Source organism: Streptomyces sp. NPDC088387 (assembly GCF_044753385.1).
Classification (GTDB): Bacteria; Actinomycetota; Actinomycetes; order Streptomycetales; family Streptomycetaceae; genus Streptomyces.
In genome coordinates, this window is the sequence record NZ_JBIVNC010000015.1 from 152625 (window position 1) to 178000 (window position 25376).

The following is a 25376-nucleotide window of genomic DNA, read 5'->3' on the forward strand; positions in this document are numbered from 1 at the left end:
CATGGCCATCAGCGAGTCCGAACCCGCCCAGGCCCCCCATTCCACCCACCTCCACGAACTCCTGCCCCCGGTCACCAGGCGGCGTACGAGGATCGGACTCGTCGCCGGTGGCCTGGGCACCTACTGGCCGCAGTTCCCCGGACTCCTGCCCCAGCTGAAGGAGTCCGCGGCCTACGTGGCCGACCGCTTCCGGCAACTCGACGCGGACGTGACGGACGTCGGGTTCATCTCCGACGCCGAGGAGGGAGCGAAGGCGGCCGAACGGCTCCGGCAGGTCGACTGCGACCTGATCGTCCTGTTCCTGACGACCTACCTGACGTCGTCGATGGTGCTGCCCATCGCACAGCGCTCCCACGCCCCGGTGCTGGTCATCGACCTCCAGCCGTCGGAACGGATGGACCACGCGGCCTTCGACACCGGAGCCTGGCTCGCCTACTGCGGACAGTGCCCGGTCCCGGAGGTCGGCAATGTGTTCCGCCGCGCGGGTATCCCCTTCCGTTCCGTGTCGGGCTGGTTGCGCCAGGAGTCGGCGTGGCGGCGTATCGAACAGTGGATCCGCGCGGCCCGTGTCCGCGCGGCACTCCGCCACGCGCGCCACGGTCTGATGGGCCACCTCTACCCCGGCATGCTCGACGTCTCGACCGACTTGACCCTGCTGCCCACGACGTTCGGTTCGCACGTCGAGGTCCTGGAGTACGACGACCTGCGCCACCGCGTCGAACAGGTGACGGACGACGAGAGCCGGGAACGGCTGGAGCTGGTCCGGCGGATCTTCACCCTGGACTCCAGCGTGGTGCGGGAGGACGTCGCCTGGGGCGCGAAAGTGTCCGTCGCCCTCGACCGGCTGACCACGGACTTCGGGCTCGACACCCTCGCCTACTACCACCGGGGTCTGAACGGCGAACTCCACGAACGGCTCGCCGCCGGCATGATCCTCGGCGCGTCCCTGCTCACCGCGCGGGGCGTACCCGCCGCGGGGGAGTACGAGTTGCGCACCAGCGTGGCGCAACTGGCCTGCCAGTGCGTGGGCGCAGGCGGCTCCTTCACCGAGATCCAGGCGCTCAACTTCGAGGACGGCGTGGTGGAGATGGGCCACGACGGCCCCGGCCATCTCGCCGTGAGCGCCCGCGACCCCCTGCTGCGCGGACTCGGTGTCTACCACGGCAAACGCGGCTGGGGCGTCAGCGTGGAGTTCGACGTCCGCCCCGGTCCCGTGACCCTGCTGGGCCTCGGCCAGGACGCCGACGGCACGCTGTCCTTCATCACCTCCGAGGGCACGGTGGTCCCCGGCCCGCTGCTGGAGATCGGCAACACCACGAGCCGCGTCGACTTCGGCCGCGACCCGGGAGAGTGGGTCGACGCGTGGAGCGCGACGGGCGTCGGCCACCACTGGTCCCTGTCCGTCGGCCGGCACGCGGGGGACTTCAGAGCGGCAGCGAGCCTGCTGGGGGTGGACCACCGGGAGGTGTGAGCGGCATCCCGGTGCCGTCCGCCGGCGGACCCGGCGTCCCGGCCCGGCCTCCTGCCGTCATACCGTCCCTCCTGAGAGCTACGCACCCGGTGAGCTCCACAGGGTGACGCGGAGCGCGACACGGCGTCTTTACGCTGGTCCCGACCTGTCACTCCCTCTCACGCAAGGCCCCGGATGCCACACAATGGCAAGAAGCCCGAGCCCGCCGCCGCGACGGCGAACCCCGCCGTGGTCCGTACGGTGCGCTCCGAGCTGTTCTCGCTACGGCCCCAGCCCCTCCCGCCCCTGACCTGGCCCCGCCAACTGCGCGCACTCCCGCACGTTCTGGTCACGGCGGTCGCGGTGGCGTTCTCCCTCACGGGTGCGGATGCCACCGCGAGGGCGCTCGCCTCCGGGCATGCGGCCACGTTGCTGGTCGCGCTCCGTTGGCCGGTGGCGGCATGGTGGCTGTCGACGGCGGCGACCGTCGGCATCGTGCTGGGCCACCCGCCCTCTCCCAGCAACGAGATCTGGGTCTGGATGGTGCAGGCTTCGGTGCTGTTCCTGCTGGCCCTGCGCGTCCGGCCGTCTGCGGCTATGACGGCCGCGGTGTTGAGCTCCCTGGTCGGCTGCGCACTGAAGCTGGCCCACACCGCTGTGGGCAGCTGGTCGTTGGTCGCCGGTGGCGTCACGCTGCACGCGCTGGCGACACTGGTCGGTGCCACCGCGCAGGGCCGCCGCGAGGACCGACGACGCCTCACCGAGCAGATCGCGGCCACGGCACACGAGCGCGCCCTGCGGACCGTGCTGGAGGAACGGGCCCGGATCGCGCGCGAGCTGCACGATGTGGTCGCCCACCACATGTCGGTGATCTCGATCCAGGCGGACGCCGCCCCGTACCGGGTGCCGGACCCACCCCGCGAGCTGGTCACCGAGTTGGCGTCGATCCGCGCCAACGCCCAGGAGGGCCTCACGGAGTTGAGACGCCTGCTGAACCTGCTGCGGGCCGACATGTCCGGCCCCGACCCGGACTCCGTCGCACCACAGCCCTCACTGGCCCAGCTCGACGCCCTGCTCGCCAACGTCCGCGCGGCAGATCTGGACGTCACCACGCGGACGGAGGGTGCGCCGCGCTCCCTGCCCCCGGGTGTGGACCTGTCGGCGTACCGGATCGTCCAGGAGGCCCTCAGCAACGTCCTGAGACATGCCCCCGGAGCCGGGGCGAACGTCGAAATCACCTACACGCGCGAAGCGTTGCGCGTACGGGTCACCAACTCGCCCCCGACACACCGGGCGCCCGCCTCACCCGGCGCGGGCCACGGCCTGACGGGCATGCGGGAACGTACTGCGATGCTGGGCGGCGAACTGGCCGTGGGCTCCACTCCCGACGGGGGCTACGAGGTCACCGCCCTGCTGCCCGCCCCGGCCCCCACCACTACTCCCACCGGCACTCCGCTACCCGCCCCGAGCCTCGACAAGGACACCGCCCAGTGACCATCCGTGTGCTGATCGCCGACGACCAGGCCATGGTCAGGGAGGCCTTCTCGGTCCTGCTCGGGGCCCATCCCGACATCGACGTCGTCGCCACGGCCGAGGACGGCGCGGACGCCGTGAGCCTGGCCGCCGAACTGCGGCCGGACGTCATCGTCATGGACATCCGTATGCCCGGCATGGACGGCATCGAGGCCACGCGCCGCATCACCAATGACCCCGACGCGCGGACCAGAATCCTGGTCCTGACGACGTTCAACCTCGACGAGTACGTCTACGAGGCCCTGCGCGCCGGAGCCAGCGGTTTCCTCCTCAAGGACGCGTCCGGTGTCCAACTCGCCGACGCGGTGAGGGTGGTGGCCCGGGGCGAGGGACTGCTCGCTCCCGATCTCACCAAGCGCCTGATCGAGGAGTTCTCCCGGCTCAGCAGCACACCCCGCCGGCCCACCGGCGTACGCATCGACGTGCTCACCCCGCGGGAGACCGAGGTCCTCACCCATGTGGCCTGGGGCCTGTCCAACGCGGAGATCGCCCGGGAGCTGACCCTCGCCGAGGAGACCGTCAAGACCCACGTGGGCCGCATCCTCCAGAAGCTCCAGCTGCGCGACCGTACCCAGGCGGCGGTCCACGCGTACGAGAGCGGACTGGTCGTTCCCGGCACCGCGCCGAGAGCGGAGTGACGGCGGGTAGGCCATGTCACCCCTGAGAGCCAGAGTGGAAGTTGGCTCCGTCGGGGGACGCTGACGACAGGGCCGGAACGCGACGCTTGCGGCATCTAACGGGGGTCCGAGCCCGGCCTCCCGTGTCGGAAGCGTTCCTGGAGCAGATACATGTCCTCGCACCCGTTCACCGCCGCCGCCACGACCGCCGCCACCGCCGTCCCGGCGACCTCCGGGCCCCCTCGGCGGAGCCTGATCGGCAGGATTCTCGGCGGTGTCGCCGCTCTGTTGGCCACGTTCGTGGTGCTCCTGACCGCGCTGGTCATGCTGGGGTCATACATCCCGGCCATCCCGAAAGTGGGTGTGATCGGCCCGGTGCTCGGCGGGCAGTACCCGTTCCACATGGCCCTGTTCGCCGTCATGGGCAGCGCACTCGCCCTGCTCGCGTGGCGCCTTGGCCTGGTGCGGTGGGGGAGGACCGTGACCGTGACCGGGGTGCTCTCGCTGGCCGGGGCACTGGTCATCGCCGGCGTGCAGTACGTCGACGCGGAGGCGGTGGGCACCGACGTCTCGTTCAGCGAGGTCTTCACGCAGATCGCGTACCCGGGCACCAAGCCGGACACAACACAGACGTACGCGACACATGACGGCGAGGCGTTGCAGGTGGACGCGTATCTCCCCGACGGCGCCGACGCCCGCGACGATGGCGACGCCGCCGGGCGGGGCGGCGGCAAGGTCCCGGCGATCGTGCTGGCCCACGCCGGTGGCTTCCACGTCTTCGACAAGAGCGACCTGCGCGGCACCGGCCGCTGGCTGGCCGACCACAATGTCGCCGCCTTCGCCATCGACTACCGCCTGGCGACCCCCGAGCGCGCCACCTGGGACAAGGCCCCCTACGACCTGGTCGACGCCCTGCGCTGGGTGCAGGACCACGCCGACGAGTACGGCATAGACCCGGACCGGATCTCGATGGGCGGCATGTCCGCGGGCGGCGTCCTGGCCCTGAACACCTCGTACCGGCTCCAGAACGGCACGATCGAGGCCATCAACGGCCGCACGCCCGAGGCTCCCGCGTCCGTCGTCGGCTTCTACCCCGGCACCGACGTCAACGAGATGTGGGAGCGGAACATAGACGGCTCGCGCAACGCGGCGGAACTGTTCACCGGCGGTACCCCGGAGCAGTACCCGGACCGCTACCGCGAGGTCTCACCCACCTCCGACATCCGCCCCGGCCTGCAACCCACGCTGCTCGTCGTCGGCGACCGTGACCGCGGCACCACACCCACCGACGTCAGGCGGTTCGGCAACGCGCTGCGCGCCGAGGGAGTGGACACCAAGGTCAAGGAACTCCCCTTCGCCGTACACGCCTTCGACGACGCCTACGGCAGCCTGAGCTCCCAGGCCAGCCGCCAGATCCTGCTGGACTTCCTCACTGCCGGGACTTCGTGAGCAGGTGGATCGCGGGGACGGGACCGGGTACCGGGGTGGGGCCGCCGGGGTTTCGGGGTGGGGCCGCCGGGCTACTGGCCCACCCGCCCGTCGACGCACTCCCGCAGCAGATCCGCGTGTCCGCAGTGCCGGGCGTACTCCTCGACCCGGTGGACCCACAGTTCACGGATCGCGGTGCCGTCCTCGCCCACGCGTGTACCCAGGTCCTCGTATCCGAGCAACACGGCGTCGGTCGCGGACTGTTCGCGGACCAGGTCGGCGAAGGCGGACTCGACGAGCGCCCGGTCGGCGACGGCTCCCTCGAAGGCCCCGTCGCGGGCGCCGTACAGCTTCGGAGCCGGGTCCTCCGTCACCACCCAGTTGCGCCAGTCCCGCTCCACCTCGGCGAGATGGCGGACCAGGCCCAGCAGGGACATGGTCGACGGCGGTACAGACCGGCGTGCCAGCTGTTCCGGGTCCAGCCCCTCGCACTTCATCCGGAGGGTCAGCCGGTATCCGGACAGGAAGTCCTGGAGGGTCGCCAACTCGCCGTCCGGGCTGACTCCGTCACTGTTGCGGGGATCCGCGTCGGGGTCGACCCACATGTCGGGGTAGACGTTGGCCTGGCTCCATCGCTCGGGCTTGTCGCTCATCGTCCACACGATGCTGAGTGAACGCCCACCACGCAAACGATTTAGTGCCCGCCGGCGTCCCGGTCCCGGTCGCCCCTCACCCGATCCGGGCGGCGATCGTCCGCGCGCACTCCAGTGACTCGGTGCGGGTCGTGTCCACCTCCAGGTCGTAGACCACACCCCGGTGCACGGCCTCCGCCTGTGCGGCCGCCATGCCGCCGATCCGGTCCCCGCGCGCGATCTCACGGCCCGCGGCGACCGCACTGTCACAGCGCACACCGACCCACAGCGCGGGCAGGTCGCCGAGCGCGCGCTGCCATCGCTGCTGGGACGCCGTTCCGCCGAGGAACACGTCGTCGACGACGATCCGCGCCCCCGCGCGGGCCATCGTCACGATGCCCTCCGTCCAGGCCGCCTCCAGCTCGCGGAAGCCCGCCCCGACGCTCACCGTGCCGTCCGCCGCGATGTCGATGCCCTCCTGCCCGGCCTGCATCGCGGCGGGCAGCGCGTCGACGAACGAGTCGCATCCGAACGCCAGCCACGGATCCGGAAGCACGGCCTGAAGGCACCGCACGATCCCCGACTTACCCGAGCTGGAACCACCGTTGAGAATGATCATCCGAACCGTCACGGCGCCACCCTAGGCGGCGGCCCACCGGCCGCCAAGCGCTTTGAACCCGCTAGGAGAGCGGGGCGCGCGGCGTGTGCGCGATGCCGTTGACGAGGGCCTGGAGGATCCAGGTGCGGCGGGCCGTCGGCGGGCCGGAGATCAGATCAGCGGCCTGCGCGGCCACATGCGGATGTCGGGTGGGGGAGGCCTGCCGCAGGGCACTGGCCAGGGCGTTCCACTCGTCCTCCGCGCCGGCGGTCTGCTCGCGCACGGAGTGCTCCGCCGCCGTGGCGGTGGCGATCTGGAGCAGCGCGTCGACTCCCCACGAGGCCTGGTCGTCCGGCACACCGCCCTCGGCAAGGAGCGCGAGGAGCGCCTCCACCAAGTCGAGGTAGTGGGGTCCGGAGGGGCGGGCGATCAGGGCCGACTGGGCCAGGCTCGGGTGGGCGTGGAGCACCCCGATGTACGAGGTGAGTACGGTCTCGATCCGCTCACGCCAGTCGCCGGACACCCCGACCGGGCTCAGGTCGATCCCGCCCAGCAGCTCTTCGAGTATCGCCGCGTGCAGCTCGGCGGTGTTGGCCATGTAGACGTACAGCGACGCGGGGCCGGTGTCGAGCTCCTGTGCGAGCCGGCGCATGGTGACCCGGTTCAGCCCCTCGGCCTCCATCAAACGGACCGCGGTGGCGACGATGCCGTCACGGGTGAGCGCCGGCTTGGCGGGGCGCTCTCTGCGGCTGCGGGGCTGCGGGTTCGCGGTCATACCCGGAGTGTAGCGAACGCGATCGCCACGAACACGATCGTCATGAACTTGTTCGTAACGAACATGTTCGTTACAGTGGAGGAAGTCCATGGAGTCCACGGGCATTCGGAGAGAGTCCCCGCCTCCAGCCACCTCGCCTCCAGCCATCCCGTCGCACCAGCAAGGAGCACCGTCATGACCACCACCACACACCACCCGACAGTCGTTGTCGGCGCCGGACTCGGCGGCCTCACCCTCGCCCGCGTACTGCACGTCCACGGCATCGAGGCCGCCGTCTTCGACCTCGAGTCCGGACGCGACGCCCGTACCCAGGGCGGCATGCTCGACATCCACGAGGAGAACGGTCAGATCGCGCTGCGCGCGGCCGGTCTCTACGACGGTTTCCGCGCCCTGGTCCACCCCGGAGGGGAAGCCAGCCGGGTCCTCGACAAGCACGCCGTTGCTCACTGGGACGAGACCGACGACGGCACCGGCGGCCGCCCCGAGGTCGACCGGGGCCAGCTGCGCGACCTGCTGCTCGACTCCCTCCCCGAGGGCGTGATCCGCTGGGGTCGTCGGGCCACCGGCGCCCGCCCGCTCGGTGACGGCCGGCACGAGGTCACCTTCGCCGACGGCGGGACCGTCACCTGCGATCTGCTGGTCGGCGCAGACGGCGCCTGGTCCCGCATCCGCCCGCTGGTCTCCGCCGTGAAGCCGGAGTACACCGGCATCTCCTACGTCGAGGTCGACCTGCCGGACGCCGACGTGCGGTACCCGGGCCCGGCGGCGGTCGTCGGCGGCGGCAGCCTCTTCGCGCTCAGCGACCACAAGGGTGTCCTGGCTCACCGCAAGACCGATGGCAGTCTGCACATCTCCGTCGCGGTCCAGATCGCCGAGGACTGGCTTGACGGCATCGACTTCACCAACACCGAGAGCGTGAAGGCGGCGGTGCTGCGGCAGTTCGAGGACTGGGACGACAGCATCAGGGCGCTGGTGGCCGACGCCGACTCCGCGACCGAGCTGACCCCACGGAAGATCAACGCCCTTCCCGTCGGTCACCGCTGGGACCGCGTTCCCGGCGTCACGCTTCTCGGCGACGCGGCCCACCTGATGTCACCGTTCGCAGGTGAAGGGGCCAACCTCGCCATGCTCGACGGCGCCGAACTCGGCCGCGCCATTGCCGCCCACGACGGCGACCTGGAGAAGGCCCTCACCGTCTACGAGGAGGCCCTCTTCCCGCGCAGCGCCCAGAAGGCCAGGGAGTCCGAGCAGGGCATCGAGCTCTGCTTCGGCCCGGACCCGATCGGTGGCCTCATCGCACTGTTCAGCGGAGCCTGACGGTCGGGCCCGGCGATCGGGCGTCGCTGTGGGGCCCGACGGTACGGCGAACGGCCGGTGCACCGGCGACCTCCACCGGGTAACCTGTCAATATAGCTTTGGAGGTTAGATTGACTGTCGCGCTGTTGACGGACGAGGGTCTGCTGCTCGACCTGCTGAACACCACGCCGGTCGTCGACGGTCACCCGCGTGACGACCTCGCCGGCGAGGACGCCGGACTGCTGTGGCTCACCGCCCATGACCAGCCGGCGTCGGCCGAGGAGTGGCGCGCGGCTGTCGAGGCGCGCACGGCGCTTCAGGACGTGATCCGCGGCGAGCGGTCCCCCGACTCCCTGGAGCCGTTCCTGGCCGGGGTCAGCCGCAGGCCGAGGCTCGAAGGTGTCCGTATCGCCTGGGATCTTGACCTACCCGAAGGGCGAAGTGCGGCGGCCCGTGCCGTCCTTGTGTGGGGAGCCCTCAGCGAGTCCGGCCCGGGGCGGCTGCGTCCTTGCGCCAATCCCGAGTGCCGGCTGTTCCTCGTCGACCGCAGCAAGCCGAACACCGCGCGGTGGTGCTCCATGGCCACCTGCGGCAACCGGATGAAGGCCCGTCGGCACTACGAGCGCACCCGGGACACCTCGGCCGGCTGAAGGCGTGCAGACGGCGTGCCAACGGCGTGGCAACGGCGTGACGGCACGTCGATCGGCACGGCGACGCCTGCCGCCGTGCCGAACAAGGGGAGTCGGCCGCTCCACGGCGGTCCCGTCAGCGTCGGACGAGTGTCCTGTCGAGGAAGTTCCGGATCGTGCCCGCGGCGGCGTCCAGGTGGGACTCCAGCAGGAAGTGGCCGCCGTCGAACAGGGAGATCTCGGCGCCGGGGGAGTCCTCGACGAAGGCGAGCGCTCCCGCGGCCGGGAAGATCTCGTCGTTGCGGCCCCACACCGCGAGCACCGGGACGCGGCTCTCGCGCAGGTAGGCGTGCAGGGCCGGATAGAGCGGGACGTTGTTGGCGTAGTCGGCGAACAGGGCCAGTTGCACGGCGTCGTTGCCGGGCCGGGACGCCAGGGCGAAGTCGTGGAGCCAGGTTTCGGGGTTGACCAGGGTCTCGTCCGACACGCCGTGCAGGTACTGCCAGCGAATGGCCTCCAGGGTCAGCGCCTCGCGGACCGGTCCCTCGGTCTGCGCGTTCTGCTCCTGCCAGTACGCGCGGACGGGCTTCCAGAACTCCTCCGCGAACCCCGCCTCGTAGCCGTTGCCGTTCTGCGTGACGATCGCCGTGACCGATGCCGGATCGGCCAGCGCGAGCCGCCAGCCCACGGGCGCCCCGTAGTCCTGGACGTACATCGCGAACCGGGTGACGCCGATGTGCCGCAGCAGGTCCCCGGTCAGCTCCGCCAGGTTGTCGAAGGTGTACTCGAACTCGTCCGCGGGCGGCGCGTCCGACAGCCCGAAGCCAAGGTGGTCGGGGGCGATCACGTGGTAGCGGTCGGCCAGTAGCGGAATCAGGTCGCGGAACATGTACGAGCTGGTCGGGAAGCCGTGCAGCAGCACCACGGCCGGGGCGTCCTTCGGCCCCGCCTCCCGGTAGAAGAGCCGCTGCCCACGGACGGTCGCGTAGCGGTGGTGGATGGTCGTCATGTCCTGTCTCCGATCGGTCCGGGCCGGATGACCGCGCTTCACACCTAACCGGCAAGGGGAGGTTAAGTGGTTAGTGAGGAGTCAAGCATGGCCTGTCTAACCTGTCAATCGTCGATTGATGGTTAGCCGTGGAAGCGGATGCGGGAGTCGGCCGGGCTGTAGGCCGTGTTGCCCGGCTTCGGAGTGGGGTGGGCGGGCTGCCGGCTCCCGCTGCGAGGCCCTGGCGGACGGAGTCTCCGCGCCAGGAAATCGGGCGAACAGGATCGTGCAAGAGTGCGGTAGGAATGTTCTACGCTTCTTGCCAACCCCGGGTTTTGATGGTCATGAAACAACATGACCTACCTCAATGGGGCCATTCATGCCGCTCGATCATTACGTCACACTCGGCCGCTCCGGCCTTCGCGTCAGTCCCTTCGCGCTCGGCGCCATGACCTTCGGTGAAGACCCGGGTGGTGCAGGGTGCAGCGTCGAGGAGTCCGAAAAGATCCTCAAGGCGTACCTTTCCCGTGGCGGAAACTTCGTCGACACCGCGAATTTCTATACCAACGGGCATTCCGAAGCCATTCTCGGTGACTTCTTCGCAGGAAACCGCGGGCTGCGCGACCGCGTGGTAATCGCGTCGAAATTCTTCGGCAACCTTTTCCCGGGCGACCCCAATGGCGGTGGCGCGGGCCGCCGGTCGATCATCAACCAGCTGAACGAGACACTGCGTCGGCTCCAGACGGACTACCTCGACCTGTACTGGCTGCACCAGTGGGACCGCAACACCCCCGTCGAAGAGACCATGCGCACGCTTGACGACCTGGTCCAGGCCGGCAAGATCCGCTACATCGGCTTCAGCAACACCCCTGCTTGGGTGACGACTCAGGCCCACACCATGGCTGTGCTGAGGGGGTGGAGCCCGCTGATCGCGCTCCAGGTCGAGTACTCACTGCTTGCCCGTGAAGTGGAGGGAGAACTGGCGCCCTTCGCTCTGGACCAGGGGCTTGCGCTCGTGCCGTGGAGCCCGTTGAAGAACGGTTTTCTGTCCGGCAAATACAAGCGGGGCACCGAGGTCGCGGACTCTGTCCGCACCACGTATGTGGGTGGCCCCAGCGGCAGTGAATTCGACGTCATCGAAACGGTGGCAGCGGTCGCCAAGGAGCTGAACAGCACCTCCGCGGCGGTGGCGCTCGCCTGGCTGCGGGCCCGTAAGGGAACGGTTGTGCCCGTCCTCGGCGCCCGGCGCCTCGAACATCTGGAGAGCAACCTGGCTGGACTGGACGTGTCCCTCACGCCGGAGCAACTGAACACGTTGGACGAGGTCTCCACCCCCACACTGAACTATCCCGCACCCATGCATGGCGCCCTTCGCGCGATGCTCCAGTTCGCAGGCGCCACGGTCGACGGTGAGGCGTCCGCCGTCTACCCGCCCCTTGTGCAGAGCGACGTCCGCTACTGACATCCGTACGGAGAAGGGCGGCCCGGCGCCGCCCCGGAGGCGGCTGGTGTCGTAAGGGCCGCCCCTCCCGGCCGTCCTGCGGAAGGTGTCGGCCTCTTGCAGGACGGCGGTCGGACGGCTCTTTCCCCCTCCCCTTCGTGCGACATAGTCTAAGTGCTTATGGTTATGTCGAGCCCCGTCGTTCGACGGGACGGAGAGGGACTGTGATGAGCACATATCTGGGCAGCGGGGACAAGGTCCTGCGGCGAACGGACTACCGGCCGGAGTGGCTCGACCGCCTGGCTGAGGACGTCACCATGGAGGCGTCGGTCCTCAACGGGATCGTCCAGGGCGCCACAGCCGTGCGCGAGATCCTCGGGCACGCGCGAACCCTGTACGACTACCAGGAGTTCAACTATGTCGGCGCGTACGGCGAGGGTGCCTTCGCCGAGGACTACAGCTCACGAGTGCACGGTGAGCCGATCGGCAGCCTGGTCGTGGTGCGCTTCAACGAGGCGGGCCTCACGCAGCACATCGTCATCAACCACAGGCCGCTCAAGGCGGTCCTTCTGTGGGCCAGGCTGATGGGCGAGCACTTCGCCGACACCGCGTACGCCGACTACTTCCTCACCCCCGCAACCGTCCAGGAGTTGCTCGCGACGGAGGCCGGGGCATGACCGCGGACGGGGAACTGCGCTACGACGTTCTCGTCTCCGACCTCGCCCCGGTCAAGGACGCTCCTCTGCCGAACGGTCAGGCCGCCCACTGGTCGCCCCTGTCGCACACGCTGATCCACGGCCCGAGCAGCGCGGCTGTCGTCGCCCCGCCGATCACCCGCACCCAGTCTGCCGCGCTCGCGGAGTGGATCACCGCGCGGGGAAAGAGGCTGAAGTACATCTTCATCACCCACGCGCACGGGGACCACTGGCTCGGCACCCGCGAACTGCTGCGACACTTCCCCGACGCCGTCGCCCTCGCCGCACCCGGCACGGCTCAACGCATCAAGGACAGCACAGCCAACGGCTCGCTCCCGCAGCTGTGGCCTGCCCTCTTCCCGGAACAACTGGACACGGACGCGGCACGTATTGCCATCGATCATGCCCCGGCCGACGGGTTCACCGTGGACGGGTACCTGCTCATGCCCCTGGACGTGGGCCACAGCGACACGGACGACACGTCGATACTGCACGTCCCGTCGCTGGGCTTGGTCGTGGCCGGCGACGTGGTCTACAACAACGTTCACCAGTACCTGGCCGAAACGCCCAACGGCGGCCTTCAAGCCTGGCACAAGGCCTTGGACGCCGTCGCCGCACTCAAGCCCCGGTATGTCGTCGCAGGGCACAAGGACGCCGGCCGGCGCGATGCGCCGGCCGACATCGACGCCACGCGCCGCTATCTCGACGACACGGCACGTCTGCTCGAAGCAAGCTCGACCCCACATGAGTTCTTCACCCGCGTGCTGAAGCACTGTCCCGACCGACTGAACCCCTACACGCTCTGGCTCAGCGCACGGCAACTGCTGAACGACACCGCGGCACAACCTTCCTCATGACCCGCCGGTGAAGCGCCGTCATGAGGGGGAGATTCCGTTCGCGGCACGCTTCCGCGCGCGAAAGGCGCGAAGGTTCGCTGCGTTTCCGCAGGTCTTCACGTCATGCCAGGCGCCACTGTTGTTGCGCGAGCGGTCGTAGAAGGCGATCAGGCAGTCCATGTTGCGGCACGTCTTGAGGCGGTGCCATGTCTCGTCGAGCTGGGCCTGCCAGACGGTGATGAGCAGCGCGGAGATGATGGGCTGTGCACCACTGCCACCAGGGCGTGCGAGGACGAGACCGTCCCCGTGCATGTCCAGGGAGATTTCAGCCGTGATCACAGGGGCGACGAGTGCGTTGCCGGATTCAGGAGGTGTGGCCGCGGCAGCATTCTGAAGAAGACGCCGGTGCTCGTGCAGACGCCCGCGACTCGCTTCGTCGAGAGAGATGCGGAGCTTCGGCGCCCCGGTCGTGCGGGACCAGCTCTCGGCCACCGCCTCGACCCAGGTCTGCGCTGAAGAGAGGTCGGCCAGCAGGTCTGCGCTCTGCCTGCCTGTCGCGATGGTGTTCAGGAAGTCCTGCACCAGGGCAAGAGCGCCTGGCGCGGGATCGAGCCCGTAGCGTTCTGTGGCAGGCCACCGTGTCTGTGTCATGCCCGGGAGCTCCGGGGCGGACGATCGTCTACAGCTGACATAGTTGTAGACACTACATCTCTTTCGTTGGGTGGGGTGCCGCCGGATCGGCGATGCCCTCGGAACAGTTGCGTAAGCAGCTCCCGCTCCAACGCGCGTACGGTGGAGGAGCCGCGGACTGCACCACGTGCAGGCGTCGCGCCGCCGTCAAGGATGGAAGCAGGTGCTCCTTCACCGGGTTGTACTGGGCAATGGCACATCCGCCCGACGTCACCGACCTCGGAGGAATCACATGTCGCTGTCCGCGCTCCGCCGCGCCGGCCCCACCGTCGTCCCGGCCGCCCGCCGGTACGGCGCCGGATTCTGGCTGATCGCGCTGGCCTTCCTCACGGCCATGGCGTTCAGCACCGTCCCCACGCCGCTGTACCCGCTGTACCAGGCCCACGACGGCTTCTCCACGTTCACCGTCACGATCGTGTTCGCCGTCTACGCCGTGGGTGTGCTGATCAGCCTGCTGCTGGCGGGGCATGTCTCGGACTGGGTCGGCCGCAAGAAGATGATGATCGCGGCGCTGGTCCTCGAACTGATCGCCCTCGTGCTGTTCCTGGCCTCCACCGCGCTGCCGGTCCTGATCGTCGCCCGGCTGATCACCGGCCTCGGCGTCGGCATGCTCACCGCGACCGCCACCGCCCACCTGCAAGAACTCCACACCGCGAGCCGCCCCCGCGCCTCCACCCAGCGGTTCGAGATCGTCTCGACGGCGGCCAACATCGGCGGCCTCGGCCTCGGCCCGCTGATCGCCGGCGCCCTCGCCCAGTACTTCGGCGATCCGCTGCACCTGCCCTACGCGGTCTTCGGTGTGCTGCTGCTGATGAGCGTCGTCGCCGTGGTCCTGAGCCCGGAGACGGTCGAACCCCCGGCCGTCAGGCCGCGGTACCGGCCGCAGCGGATCAGCGCCGACCACGGCGACCGGGCCGGATTCATCGCCGCGGGCGCGGCCGGATTCGCGGCCTTCGCCGTCTTCGGACTGTTCACCTCGCTCGCCCCGGGCTTTGTCGGCGGCACCCTGCACCACCCCTCCCGGGCGCTCGCCGGAGTGATCGCGTTCGCCGTCTTCGGCGCCGCCGCGCTGGCACAGACCCTGACCACCCGACTCGACGTCCGGACACGCAGGAACCTCGGCCTGCTGGCACAGGGTGTCGGCGTCATCGGCCTGGCGGTCGGGATGCACACCGCCAACCTCGCCGTCTTCGTGACCGCCGGGGTCGTCGCCGGGCTCGGCGCGGGTGTGCTGTTCAAGGCCTCCGTCGGCGCGGTCGCCGCCATGGCCGCACCCGCCAAGCGCAGCGAGGCCCTGGCGGGCTTCTTCACCATGTCCTACTTCGGCCTCATCCTGCCCGCCGTCGGCATGGGCATCGCCAGTCAGTACGTCGCCCTCACCACCGCGATGAACTGGTTCGCCGGCGTTCTGCTCCTCCTGCTGGCCGCCGCGGCCGTACTCGCCACACGGCGGCAGGCGGCCGACCCCACCCAGTGAGCGCACGACCGCCACGCCGGTGGCGACGCGCGGTCACCAGTCGTGGACCGTGCCGTCCAGCGCGAGCCGGTTGACCGGCAGATAGGCGGCCTCGTACGGGAAGGCCGCGGCGGCCTCCAGATCGAGCTCGACGCCCAGGCCGGGGCGGTCACCGGGATGCAGGAGACCGTCCTCGAAGCGGTAGCTCGTGCGGAAGACGGTCAGGGTCCGCTCGCTGTGCGGCATGAACTCCTGGATGCCGAAGTTGTGGATGGCCAGGCCGAGATGGAGCGCGGCGGCCATGCCGATGGGGGACACGTCGGTGGGCCCGTGCATCCCGGCCTTGATCTGGTGCATCGCGGCGAAGTCGACGAGCTTCCGCATGGCCGTGATGCCGCCCGTGTGGGTCACCGCCGAGCGGACGTAGTCGATGAGGTGCTCGCTGATGAGGGTCTTGTAGTCCCAGATCGTGTTGAAGGTCTCGCCCAGTGCCAGCGGTGTGGTGGTGTGAGCACGGACCAGCCGCAGCCCCTCCTGGTTCTCGGCCGGAGTGCAGTCCTCCAGCCAGAACAGGTCGTACGGCTCCAGGCGCTTGCCGAGCTGAGCGGCCTGGGTCGGGGTCATGCGGTGGTGGCCGTCGTGCAGCAGCAGGAGTTCGGGACCGTACTTGGCGCGGACGGCCTCGAAGACGGCCGGCAGGTGGCGCAGATAGGCGCGGGTGTCCCACAGCTCCTCGGACGGACGCGGAGCCACACCGGCCGAGCCGTCGGGTCCCTGGTCGCCGGGGTCGCCCGCGACCCCGTAGACCGGGCCGAGTCCCGGCACGCCCGTCTGGATACGGACGGCCCGGAAGCCCTCGTCGAGATGCTGGTCGATCGAGTCGAAGAGCTGCGGCAGATCACCGCCGCTGGCATGTCCGTAGGAGAGGAGTCCTCGTCGGCTCCGGCCGCCGAGCAACTCGTAGAGCGGCATGTTCGCGTACTTGGCCTTGATGTCCCACAAGGCCGTGTCCACCGCGGCGACGGCGGCCATCGTGACGGGGCCCCGACGCCAGTAGGCGCCGCGGTAGAGGTACTGCCAGGTGTCCTCGATCGGACCCGCGTCGCGGCCGATCAGGAGCGGGTTCACATGATCGCGGAGGTAGCTGACGACGGCGAGTTCGCGGCCGTTGAGCGTCGCGTCGCCCCAGCCCACGACACCGTCCTCGGTTTCGAGGCGAAGACTCACGAAATTGCGGCCCGGGGACGTGACGACGACATCGGCGGACTTGATCTTCACTGGCAGGCTCATTCCCGGTGGTTTAGGCCGTGGAGAAGTGGCAAGGCGCGCGGGATGTCGTGCATCCCCAGCTCACCCGTAACTTCTGTAAGACGCGTATCGCTCCACGCGGGTTGCGCATGTGCCGGGCACGGTGAGCGTTGAGCGACACGAAACAGCCGGCGTACACGACCGCGCCGACGCCGGTCACCACGGCCGTCAGACCACTGGCCAAGCCCCGCGACCCACTGGCCAAGCCCCGCGACCCACAGGCCAAGCCCCGCGACGCGTTCTTCGACAACGCCAAGTACCTGGCCATCGTGCTGGTGGCGATGGGCCACGCATGGGAGCCACTGCGCTCCGAGAGCCGTACCGTCACCGCGCTGTACATGCTCGTCTACGCGTTCCACATGCCGGCCTTCATCGTGATCTCGGGGTACTTCTCGCGCGGCTTCGACGCGGCCCCCGGCAGGCTGAAGCGCCTGGTCGCCGGTGTGGTGGTCCCGTACATCGTCTTCGAGACCGCGTACACCCTGTTCACCAGGTGGAGCGACGGCGTTCCGGACCGGCCCGTCAGCCTGCTGGACCCGCTCTACCTGACCTGGTTCCTGGCGGCCCTGTTCATCTGGCGGCTGACGACGCCCCTGTGGCGGAGCGTGCGCCGGCCACTGCCCCTCGCGCTGGCCGTCGCCGCCCTGGCGACCCTCTCACCGGCCATCGGCAAGGACCTGGACCTGCAACGCACCTTGCAGTTCCTGCCGTACTTCGTGCTGGGCCTGTGCCTGAAGCCGGAGCACTTCCGGCTGGTGCGCCGGTGGCGGGTACGCGCCCTGGCCGTACCGGTGTTCGCGGGAGCGCTGCTCTTCGCCCACTGGGCCGTGCCGCGTATGGACTACGCCTGGTTCTTCCACCACTCCGCCGCCGAGGACCTGGGGGCGCCGTCCTGGTACGGGCCCTTGATGACCCTGGCCCTCTTCGGCTGCTCCACGATCCTGGTGGCCTGCTTCCTCGCCTGGGTTCCGGGACGGCGCACCTGGTTCACGGCACTGGGCGCGGGCACGCTCTACGGCTATCTGCTGCACGGCTTTTTCATCCAGGCCGCCAACCACTGGCACTGGTCCCGCCACGACTGGTTCCACCGGCCGCTCGGCGCGGTCACCGTCTCCCTGGTCGCGGGGGTGGTGGTGACCGCGCTGTGCACCGCGCCCGTGCGGCGGCTCTTCCGGTGTGTGGTGGAGCCGAGGATGGAGTGGGCCTTCCGGCGCTGAACACTCCCGTGACGCAGCGCTGTCCTCGGGCTCAGCGGGCGGCGGTGTCGAGCAGCAGTTTCGCGGCCGTGGCCGCTCCGTCCGCGCGGACCTCCCCGGCCACCGCGGCAGCGCGGTCACGGGTCCCGGCGGCCAGGGCAGTCCTGAGCGAAGCCGACAGGGACTCCGCCGTCGGGACCGGGCCGTCGTGCGCCGCTCCGATGCCCAGCTCGGCCGCCCGGCCCGCCCAGTACGGCTGATCCGCGACCTGCGGCACCAGCACCTGCGGCGCACCGGCCCGGGCCGCCGTCGTGGTGGTACCCGCGCCGCCGTGATGCACAACGGCGGCCACCCGGTGGAACAACGCCTGCTGGTTCACCTCTCCGACGACGAAACAGTCGTCCAGGTCGTCGATCAGGGCCAGTTCGGCCCAACCGCTCCCCAACAGGACACGGCGGCCCTGTGCCCGCACGGCCTCCACCACGGCGCGCGAGACGTCCTCCGGGCTCGCGCCCCGCATCGGCATACTGCCGAAGCCCACGTACACCGGCTCCTCGCCCGCAGCAAGGAACGCCTCCAGCTCTGCCGGCAGCGGCCGTGTGTCCGGCCGGATCCACGCGCCGGTCTGCGTCACGTCGAGGTCGGGCGTCTTCTCCCAGGGGCCCAGGACCGGGTCCGCGGCCAGCAGCGGACGGCCGGTGAAACCGTGCGCGCGGACGTCGGCCACCGGCGGCAGGCCCACCGAGGCGCGGTGCGCGTTGATCGTCTCGCCGAACAGCCCGTGCAGATGCCTGGCGTGCAGGTCCCACAGCACCCGGTTGTCGGTCACGTCCTCGGGGACCGTCTGGCCCGGCCAGACACCCGGCCGGTGCTGGGCCGACGGTAGGTAGCAGGGGGAGAAGGTCGCGAACACAAAGGGCACGCCCAGCTGCTCCGCCGCGGCCCGCGCGCCCGACACGGCGGGCAGCGAGCCGGTGGCCACTACGACGGCACAGTCCTCGCCCGCGGTGACGACGGCCTCGTAGGCGGCGGCGGTCAGGTCCGCCGCGATGTCGGGAAGAGTGAGCCGCGCCTTGCCCTGGCCCGCGCCCTTCGCCAGCGCGCGGATCGGCCGGCCGAGCGGAGTGTGGGGTACGTCGATACCGTCCAGCAGCTCCGCGAAGTCCGGTGGTGCGCACATCCGTACGTCCCCGCCGAGCGCCCGCAGTTGTACCGCGAGCCCCGTCATCGGTTCGACATCCCCGCGTGACCCATACGTCGACAACAGCACACGCATTTCGCGAAACTCCCAAATCCCCAGGTTCTGGCCTCGGTCGACCATCCTGAGGCATCACCGGGGCCTTGCCGCAAGCCCCCCGGTGCGCTATAGGTTGATAGTGGCGGGGAGTTCGGACTCCCGGCCTTTTTCATTGCCGGGCGGGCTGTTGGGACGAAGGGTCGCCCGAGAGGGGGCCCGAGAGGGGGCCTGTGCGCGGTCAGAGGGCGGCGAGCAGGTCGTCCAGCGGGGCGGGTACGCGGTCGGGCTCGAGCGCCTCGACGAGGACATGGCCGTAGCGGATCTTGCGGCCCTTCTTCGTGCCGAGGAAGCGCCGTAGTTGCAGATGTGCGGGACGGCCCTGCTGTGCGGGCTGGCGCAGGAACGTCTGAAGGGCGCGTATGTCGCCCTCCACTCGGACGAGTTCCTGCACGCGTTTCACACCCAGTGCGCGGATCAGTTCGTCCTCCAGGTCCGCCGAGCAGACGAAGAACTCCCGCCCGGCCGCACCGGCCCGCTCCAGGCCGCGGGTGTAGAAGCCACGCTCCGCCTCGTCGCACAGGCCGGTGAGACGCAGGCCCAGGCCGGGCGGGCCGAGGAGTTGTGCGAAACGGGCCACGCTCATGGCCCCACCCATCGAGACGACGCAGACCCCCTCGGCCTCCAGGTCGCGTCCGCGGCGCGCGGCCAGCGTGTTGACCGCGGCGGCGTCGCTCGGCCCCTCAAGGAGCACGGCCGTCCGGACGGACAGCCGTGTGGCCAGCTCACGCGCGGGGTCGCCGGGGTCACCGGCCGCCCACGCGGTGACCGCTTCCCGGAACGACCCCATGTCAGCCATGGGACGAGTCTCCGTCCTTTCCACCTGCGGCGGTAGGGAATTTTGGTCGGCCGGGATCGGTGCGCACGCGCGGAAGCCGCGGAACACATGCTCCGGGTACCTGTGCCCCCCGGGGTTCAGTGCTCCACGGGCGCCGTGAGTGCCGGATCCTGTCCCGACCTGCTCAGTGCCCGGGCGACGAAACCGGACGCCGTCAGCTCCGCCACCGTCTCGCTCAGGAACCGCACGGTCTCCGGTCGCCGCTGCCTCGTCGTCCCGACGGCCTGCCGGATGGTCATGAACGCGGGCTCGATCAGCCGGAGTTCGGGCCGCTGCGCGACATGCGTGGTCAGTGGCTGCCGGATGCCCGCGGCGACCTCCAGCCGTTCGGCATGGAAGACGTCCACGCCTTCGGTGCCGCGTACCACCGTGGCGTGGCGCAGGGTGCGCGTCAGGTAGAGGTCGTACGCCGAGCCCTGCTTCACCCCGATACGGATGCCCGCGCGGTCCACGTCGTCCGGCGTGCGCAGCGCGGACTCGGCCGGGACGGCGTACACGCCTTCGATGTGCACGTACGGCACGGTGAACGCGATCTCCGCCTCGCGGGACGGTTCCACGGCGAGAAAGCACAGGTCGGCCTCGCCGGTGGCCATGGCCTCGTAGGACTTGCGAGCCGCGTCGAAGCACACGAACTCCACTGGCAGGCCAAGGCGTTGGGCGATCTCGACGGCGATGTCGACGGTCACACCGCCGGGTGCCTCCGGTGTGCCGTGGGCGAGGACCGGGTTACCGAGATTGACGGAGGCGCGGAGCACTCCGGTGGGGGAGAGGTCGCGGGCGATGTCGGTGATCTCCATGAGGGCGAGTGTAGGAAGGGCGCCCTGACGGCCGTGCGGCCCGATCGCGCGGCTCAGTGGCCTGGGAGCAGTGCCCCGGCGAGGGTCGGTGTCGTGTGGTCAGTCCGCTGTGGGTGTCCGGACGGCGGGTTCCGCGATCCCGCCACCGGGCCGGACCCCGTCCGCCCCCGGCTTCCGCCCGCCGGGTTCACCAACCGGCGTCCCGCGCGTGAACCACGTCGTGGCGAAGGCGATCGCCGACAGCGCGGCGGCACCGATCACCACACCGTGGAGACCACTGCTGAAGGCCTCCTCGACGGCGGCGCGGACCGGGGCGGGTAGTTCGGTGAGGAGGGCGGGGGTGAGTTCGCCGCCGGTCAGGCGTGCCGCGGTGTCGGGACCGAGGCGCTCGGCCAGTACGTCGCCCATACGGCCGCTCTGTACGGCTCCGAGGACGGCGACACCCAGGGAGCCGCCGATCGTGCGCACCAGCGTGACCGTTCCGGTGGCGGCGCCCATGTCGCGTGGGGCCGCGTTGTTGATGGTCGTGAGCATCGTCATCTGCATGACGGTCCCCATGCCGAGGCCGATGGCCAGGGTGAGCGCCGACGCCGCGAGGAGCGGGGTGCCGATGCCGAGCAGAAGCAGCAGCAGCGACCCGGCCACCATGACGGCACCTCCGGTGACCGCCACGGCACGTTCCCGGCCGCCCTCGTCCATGAGCCGCCCGGTGAGCAGTTGGGCCGCGAGCATGCCCAGCATCAGGGGCAGGACCAGCATGCCGCTGGCCGTGGACGAGGCCCCGTGCACGAACTGCATGTACTGCGGGAGGTAGTTGACCACCGAGATGAGTACGGCGCCCACCAGGAAACTCAGCACCTGCGCGACGGTGAAGTCTCGGCTGCGGAAGAGCCGCGGCGGTGTGATCGGCTCCGGCGCCCGCAGTTCCACCCGGACGAACCACAGCAGGCATCCGACGACCACCGTCCCGAGCCCCACGATCTGCGGCGACATCCAGGCGTAGGTGCCACCGGCCCAGCCGGCGAGGAGGGTGAGGGCCAGGATGCCGGTGGTCAGCAGGACCGCGCCGAGGTAGTCGATCCGCGCCTTCACACGATCGGTGTGCAGTCGGACGCCCTTGGCGACCGCCAGCAGGGCGAGCGCGCCGATGGGCACGTTCACGTAGAACGTCCAACGCCAGTGCGCGTAGTCGGTGATGAACCCGCCGAGCAGCGGACCGCCGACGAACGCGACCGGCATCATCACTCCGACCATGGACTGGATGCGGCCCCGCTCGTGCGGCTGCACCAGCACACCGATCACCGACAGCGCCCCGACCATGAGCCCGCCCGCGCCGAGTCCCTGGACGGCCCGGAAGACGATCAGCTGTGCCATGTCCTGCGCCAGTCCGCACAGCACCGACCCGGCCAGGAACAGCACCACGGACGACATGTACGCGCCCTTGCGGCCGTACAGGTCGCCCAGCTTGCCCCACAAGGGAGTGGACGCGGCCATGGTCAGCAGATACGCCGTCACCGACCACGAGACCTGCTCCAGGCCCCCGAGGTCGCCCACGACGGTGGGCAGCGCGGTGCTGACGATCTGCCCGTCGAGCGCCGCCAGGAAGATGCCGAGCATCAGCCCGAAGACACCCAGGCGGGGCAGGGCCGGTCCGGAGGGTGGGGATATGCCGGCCGTGTCGTTGTTCATGAGGGCTCCTGGTCGAAGCTGAGAGGGTGTCAGACGGCGTACGGGCGGGCCTCTTTGCCCGCGCGCAGCGTCTGCCCCCACCAGGTGAGCTGGTCGAGCATGCTCTTGGCGGCGACGTCGCAGCCAGGGTCGGAGGGTGTGCCGTCCGCGTCGAAGACCTGGCCGTAGTTGTGGAAGCTGACCGTGTTGCGGATCGTCACCGCGTGCAGTTCCGCGAGGACGACACGGAGTTGCTCGACCGCGCGCAGGCCACCGGAGAGGCCGCCGTAGGAGACGAAGGCGACCGGCTTGGCGTGCCACTGCTCGTTGTGCCAGTCGATGGCGTTCTTCAGCGGCGCCGGGAAGCTGTGGTTGTACTCCGGCGTGACGACGACAAAGGCCTCGGCGGCCGCGAGCCGTGGTGTCACCGCGCCCAGCAGTTCAACGACCTCGGCGGAGGGTGTCTGGCCGAAGGCCGGGAACACCGTCGGCACCGGTGTCTCGACGAGGTCGACGAGATCCGCCGTCATGTCCTCGCGCTGCTCGACGTGGTGGAGCAGCCAGTCCGCCACGACAGGGCCGAACCGGCCGTCCCGGGTGCTTCCGATGATCACCGCGGTCCGCAAGGGGCTGTTGTGCTGGTCTCCCACGGGAAACACCTCCGTTGTGTACGTCGTATCTCTGGCGTACAACGTACACATCGATGTGTACGACGTCCACTGCCGATACGATGTACACAGATGCCCGGCGGAAGGAGCCCGACAGATGGCCGCCCAGGAGAGAACGGAACAGAACGAGGACGGGGAGCGCGTCTCCTTGTGGGAGCGCCTCGCACACCCGGCGCCCGCACCCCGGGCGACCCTCACCCCCGGCCGGATCGCCCGTACGGCCGTCGGGATCGCCGACGCCGAGGGGCTCGACGCGGTCACCATGCGCCGACTCGCCACCGAGCTGGGCGTCGCCCCCATGGCGGCGTACCGCTATGTCTCCGGCAAGGACGAACTCCTGGAGCTGATGGTCGACTTCGTGTACGGCGAGCTGGAACTCCCCAAGGAGTCGGCCGACTGGCGCGAGACCATGCGTACGCTCGCCCTGCGCAGCCGGGAGATGATGCTGAAGCACTCCTGGGTGACCCGTGCGACCTGGAGTGCACCCACCCCGAACCAACTGGCGGTCCCGGAGAGCGCGCTGGCCGCGCTGGACGGCCTCGCCCTCGACCCCGACACGGCGATGACCGTCTTCAGCACCGTCACCTCGTACGTGAACGGCGCGGTCGACTCGGAGATCGCGCTGACCCACATGCTCAAGTTGCGGGGCTGGTCGAGCCGGGAGGAGGCCCGCTCCGGGCTCGCGTCACAGATGACCTGGCTCATGAGCACGGGCCGCTACCCGAAGTACCTGCGTTACATGGCCGAGGCGGCCCGCAAGGACGACCAGCAGTGGCAGTTCGAGACCGGACTGGACTGTGTGCTGGACGGCATCGGGGCCCGCCTGGGGATCTAGCGCTCGCCGTCGTCCGTCGGACGGGCGGCGCGGACGTGCTCGCCGCCGCGGCCCTCGGTGGCGAGCGGCGCCGGGCCGCGGTCCCGGGAGCCGACGGCGGTGACGTCGCCGCGCACGGCGTTGGCGTAGCGGGTGGCGAGTTGGGTGAATGCCTCGCCGAGTTCGGGTGGGTCCAGCACCTCGATGTCGGTGTCGAAGCGGCCGACGGCGGCGGCCAGGCCGGTCCACGACCAGGAGCCGAGGGTGAGCCGGCACCGGCCGGGTCCCAGTTCCTCGACGATGCCGTCCGCGGCGAAGGGCGCCACCTCGGCGGCGGAGAGACCGAGGACGACCCGGCCCCGGCAGGGCCAGTCGGTGGTGGTTCCGTCCGCGCCGCGGAACCGGCTCAACACGAAGGTGCCTACGTCACCGCCGGGGAGTTCGCGCGGGCTGAAGCGGGGGCCGGTGGGGGTGCGTGGACGGACCCGGTCGACACGGAAGATCCGCCAGTCCGCACGGTCGAGATCCCAGGCCAGGAGGTACCAGCGGCCGTACCGGGTCACGAGGTGGTGGGGCTCGACCCGGCGGCGCTGCCACTCGGTCGCGGTGTCCTCCCTGGAGTAGTCGAAGCGCAGTTCCTCGTGGGTGTGGATGGCGGCAGTCAGGTCGCTCAGGACGCGGCCGTCGGCGTGCGGGGCGCCGGAATGTCCCTCCCGAGGCCGGACCGCCGTCACCCGCATCGTGTCCATACGGTGGCGCAGCCTGGGCGGCATGACCTGGCGGATCGTGGCGAGGGCACGGGCCGCGTCCTCGGCGAGTGCGGTGCCGTCGGCCGCGGTCTGAAGGGCGAGAGCGAGGGCGACCGCCTGGGCGTCGTCGAACAGCAGGGGCGGCATACGCGTGCCCGCGTCGAGGCGGTAGCCACCGGCGGGTCCCTTGAAAGCGGCGATCGGATAGCCCAGCTCCCGCAGCCGGTCCACGTCCCGGCGCACCGTGCGTGGAGTGACGTCGAGCCGCTCCGCGAGATCCTCGCCGGTCCAGTCGCGGCGGGTCTGGAGCAGCGAGAGCAGGGCGAGCAGTCGCGAGGACGTCGTGTGCATGTCCGTGAGTCTGCCGGTAGTAGAGGACAGAACCTGTCCGCTACTGCTGTCAGGGTGAGGCCCCAGCCACCGAGTGGTCCACCGAGTGGGCAACCAAAAGCCAGGAGCAGCCATGTCCGTCACGACCACCACCCACCTGAACTTCCGGGGCGACGCCCGCGACGCACTGGACTTCTACCAGTCCGTCTTCGGCGGACGCACCGCCGCCGTCACCTACAAGGACGCCGGCAACGTGCAGAACGACAACGAGGCCGACTGGGTGATGTGGGGCGAGGTCGTGGGGGACGGCGGCTTCCACGTCATGGCCTACGACGTACCCTCCCAACTCCCCTGGGACCAGGGGCAGAACCCGTTCTTCGTCTCCGTACGCGGCGATGACACGGACGAACTCACCGCGCTCTGGCAGAAGCTGTCGGTCGGCTCGACGGTGACGCGCCCGCTGGAAGCCGCGCAGTGGGCGCCCCTGTACGGCATGCTCACGGACCGCTTCGGCATCACCTGGGTGCTGGACGTGACCGCGCCCTACAACGGCTGACCACGCCGGCCCGGCATACGACAGAGTGGGTCCGCCGCGCCGTAGCCGACACGCGAAGGCGCTGCGGACCCGTCACACACAGTGGAAGGAAACG

Annotated in this window: 25 protein-coding genes; 13 read left to right on the forward strand and 12 right to left on the reverse strand. The window is 70.1% G+C overall.

Features of this window, described 5'->3' with window-relative positions:
* Position 1 precedes the first annotated feature (1 nt).
* The 4 genes from ACIQAC_RS32475 (at position 2) to ACIQAC_RS32490 (ending at position 5049) form a co-directional block, all read left to right on the forward strand.
* Positions 2-1471, forward strand: a complete 1470-nt coding sequence (locus tag ACIQAC_RS32475; RefSeq protein WP_402197417.1) for an arabinose isomerase — start codon at positions 2-4, stop codon at positions 1469-1471.
* A 174-nt stretch (positions 1472-1645) separates the two neighbouring features.
* Complete coding sequence (locus ACIQAC_RS32480) at positions 1646-2944, forward strand: sensor histidine kinase (protein WP_402197420.1); 1299 nt, start codon at positions 1646-1648, stop codon at positions 2942-2944.
* Entirely contained in the window at positions 2941-3621 is a 681-nt protein-coding gene (locus ACIQAC_RS32485) for a response regulator (RefSeq protein ID WP_402197423.1), read from the forward strand. Before ACIQAC_RS32480 ends, ACIQAC_RS32485 begins: the two co-directional genes overlap by 4 nt.
* Before the next feature lie 150 nt (positions 3622-3771).
* On the forward strand, positions 3772-5049 hold the full coding sequence (locus tag ACIQAC_RS32490) for an alpha/beta hydrolase (RefSeq protein WP_402197426.1): 1278 nt from the start codon (positions 3772-3774) through the stop codon (positions 5047-5049).
* A 71-nt stretch (positions 5050-5120) separates the two neighbouring features.
* Here ACIQAC_RS32490 and ACIQAC_RS32495 read toward each other — a convergent pair whose 3' ends face one another.
* From ACIQAC_RS32495 to ACIQAC_RS32505, 3 genes are all read right to left on the reverse strand, one after another.
* On the reverse strand, positions 5121-5681 hold the full coding sequence (locus ACIQAC_RS32495; RefSeq protein WP_402197429.1) for a DinB family protein: 561 nt from the start codon (positions 5679-5681) through the stop codon (positions 5121-5123).
* A gap of 76 nt (positions 5682-5757) precedes the next feature.
* Positions 5758-6279 (reverse strand): chloramphenicol phosphotransferase CPT, encoded by a 522-nt coding sequence (cpt, locus tag ACIQAC_RS32500; RefSeq protein WP_402197582.1) that lies wholly within the window; start codon positions 6277-6279, stop codon positions 5758-5760.
* Between the two features lie 61 nt (positions 6280-6340).
* Positions 6341-7033 carry a TetR/AcrR family transcriptional regulator gene (locus tag ACIQAC_RS32505; RefSeq protein ID WP_402197432.1) on the reverse strand — a complete coding sequence of 231 codons (693 nt, stop codon included), beginning with the start codon at positions 7031-7033 and terminating at the stop codon, positions 6341-6343.
* A gap of 174 nt (positions 7034-7207) precedes the next feature.
* Here ACIQAC_RS32505 and ACIQAC_RS32510 point away from each other — a divergent pair, with 174 nt between their 5' ends.
* Together ACIQAC_RS32510 and ACIQAC_RS32515 are read left to right on the forward strand one after the other, a co-directional pair.
* A complete protein-coding gene (locus ACIQAC_RS32510; RefSeq protein WP_402197434.1) occupies positions 7208-8350 on the forward strand; it encodes an FAD-dependent oxidoreductase in 1143 nt (380 codons plus the stop codon).
* A gap of 110 nt (positions 8351-8460) precedes the next feature.
* Entirely contained in the window at positions 8461-8979 is a 519-nt protein-coding gene (locus tag ACIQAC_RS32515; protein ID WP_402197437.1) for a CGNR zinc finger domain-containing protein, read from the forward strand.
* A gap of 115 nt (positions 8980-9094) precedes the next feature.
* Here ACIQAC_RS32515 and ACIQAC_RS32520 read toward each other — a convergent pair whose 3' ends face one another.
* The gene (locus ACIQAC_RS32520) at positions 9095-9967 is read right to left on the reverse strand and encodes an alpha/beta fold hydrolase (protein WP_402197439.1); all 873 of its coding nucleotides are present in this window, start codon (positions 9965-9967) and stop codon (positions 9095-9097) included.
* A gap of 358 nt (positions 9968-10325) precedes the next feature.
* On the opposite strand from ACIQAC_RS32520, the gene ACIQAC_RS32525 reads away from it, so the two are divergent.
* The 3 genes from ACIQAC_RS32525 (at position 10326) to ACIQAC_RS32535 (ending at position 12939) form a co-directional block, all read left to right on the forward strand.
* A complete protein-coding gene (locus tag ACIQAC_RS32525) occupies positions 10326-11408 on the forward strand; it encodes an aldo/keto reductase (protein ID WP_402197441.1) in 1083 nt (360 codons plus the stop codon).
* Between the two features lie 206 nt (positions 11409-11614).
* Positions 11615-12064, forward strand: coding sequence for a hypothetical protein (locus ACIQAC_RS32530; RefSeq protein ID WP_402197443.1), 450 nt, complete (start codon positions 11615-11617; stop codon positions 12062-12064).
* Positions 12061-12939 (forward strand): MBL fold metallo-hydrolase, encoded by an 879-nt coding sequence (locus ACIQAC_RS32535; protein WP_402197445.1) that lies wholly within the window; start codon positions 12061-12063, stop codon positions 12937-12939. Before ACIQAC_RS32530 ends, ACIQAC_RS32535 begins: the two co-directional genes overlap by 4 nt.
* Positions 12940-12957: 18 nt before the next feature.
* On the opposite strand, the gene ACIQAC_RS32540 is transcribed toward ACIQAC_RS32535, so the two are convergent.
* Positions 12958-13569 carry a CGNR zinc finger domain-containing protein gene (locus ACIQAC_RS32540; RefSeq protein WP_402197447.1) on the reverse strand — a complete coding sequence of 204 codons (612 nt, stop codon included), beginning with the start codon at positions 13567-13569 and terminating at the stop codon, positions 12958-12960.
* A 271-nt stretch (positions 13570-13840) separates the two neighbouring features.
* Here ACIQAC_RS32540 and ACIQAC_RS32545 point away from each other — a divergent pair, with 271 nt between their 5' ends.
* Positions 13841-15085, forward strand: a complete 1245-nt coding sequence (locus tag ACIQAC_RS32545) for an MFS transporter (RefSeq protein WP_402197449.1) — start codon at positions 13841-13843, stop codon at positions 15083-15085.
* Between the two features lie 33 nt (positions 15086-15118).
* Here ACIQAC_RS32545 and manD read toward each other — a convergent pair whose 3' ends face one another.
* Positions 15119-16342: a D-mannonate dehydratase ManD gene (gene manD / locus ACIQAC_RS32550; RefSeq protein WP_402197585.1), complete on the reverse strand. Its 1224-nt coding sequence runs from the start codon at positions 16340-16342 to the stop codon at positions 15119-15121.
* Positions 16343-16548: 206 nt separating this feature from the next.
* Between manD and ACIQAC_RS32555 the strand changes: the two genes are divergently transcribed.
* Positions 16549-17589, forward strand: coding sequence for an acyltransferase family protein (locus ACIQAC_RS32555; RefSeq protein WP_402197587.1), 1041 nt, complete (start codon positions 16549-16551; stop codon positions 17587-17589).
* Positions 17590-17620: 31 nt separating this feature from the next.
* Here the strand turns inward: ACIQAC_RS32555 and ACIQAC_RS32560 are convergent, their stop codons facing one another.
* The 5 genes from ACIQAC_RS32560 to ACIQAC_RS32580 form a co-directional block, all read right to left on the reverse strand.
* A complete protein-coding gene (locus ACIQAC_RS32560) occupies positions 17621-18844 on the reverse strand; it encodes a glycosyltransferase (RefSeq protein WP_402197451.1) in 1224 nt (407 codons plus the stop codon).
* A gap of 199 nt (positions 18845-19043) precedes the next feature.
* A complete protein-coding gene (locus ACIQAC_RS32565) occupies positions 19044-19661 on the reverse strand; it encodes a TOPRIM nucleotidyl transferase/hydrolase domain-containing protein (protein ID WP_402197453.1) in 618 nt (205 codons plus the stop codon).
* Between the two features lie 116 nt (positions 19662-19777).
* Entirely contained in the window at positions 19778-20497 is a 720-nt protein-coding gene (locus tag ACIQAC_RS32570; protein ID WP_402197456.1) for a transporter substrate-binding domain-containing protein, read from the reverse strand.
* 99 nt (positions 20498-20596) lie between these two features.
* Positions 20597-22186, reverse strand: coding sequence for an MDR family MFS transporter (locus tag ACIQAC_RS32575; protein WP_402197457.1), 1590 nt, complete (start codon positions 22184-22186; stop codon positions 20597-20599).
* 29 nt (positions 22187-22215) lie between these two features.
* The gene (locus tag ACIQAC_RS32580) at positions 22216-22815 is read right to left on the reverse strand and encodes an NADPH-dependent FMN reductase (RefSeq protein ID WP_402197459.1); all 600 of its coding nucleotides are present in this window, start codon (positions 22813-22815) and stop codon (positions 22216-22218) included.
* 115 nt (positions 22816-22930) lie between these two features.
* Between ACIQAC_RS32580 and ACIQAC_RS32585 the strand changes: the two genes are divergently transcribed.
* Positions 22931-23668, forward strand: a complete 738-nt coding sequence (locus tag ACIQAC_RS32585) for a TetR/AcrR family transcriptional regulator (RefSeq protein WP_402197461.1) — start codon at positions 22931-22933, stop codon at positions 23666-23668.
* Here the strand turns inward: ACIQAC_RS32585 and ACIQAC_RS32590 are convergent.
* Positions 23665-24747 (reverse strand): helix-turn-helix transcriptional regulator, encoded by a 1083-nt coding sequence (locus ACIQAC_RS32590; RefSeq protein ID WP_402197464.1) that lies wholly within the window; start codon positions 24745-24747, stop codon positions 23665-23667. The two genes, ACIQAC_RS32585 and ACIQAC_RS32590, sit on opposite strands and share 4 nt — an antisense overlap.
* Positions 24748-24859: 112 nt before the next feature.
* Here ACIQAC_RS32590 and ACIQAC_RS32595 point away from each other — a divergent pair, with 112 nt between their 5' ends.
* Positions 24860-25282, forward strand: a complete 423-nt coding sequence (locus tag ACIQAC_RS32595; RefSeq protein WP_402197466.1) for a VOC family protein — start codon at positions 24860-24862, stop codon at positions 25280-25282.
* Positions 25283-25376: the final 94 nt, after the last annotated feature.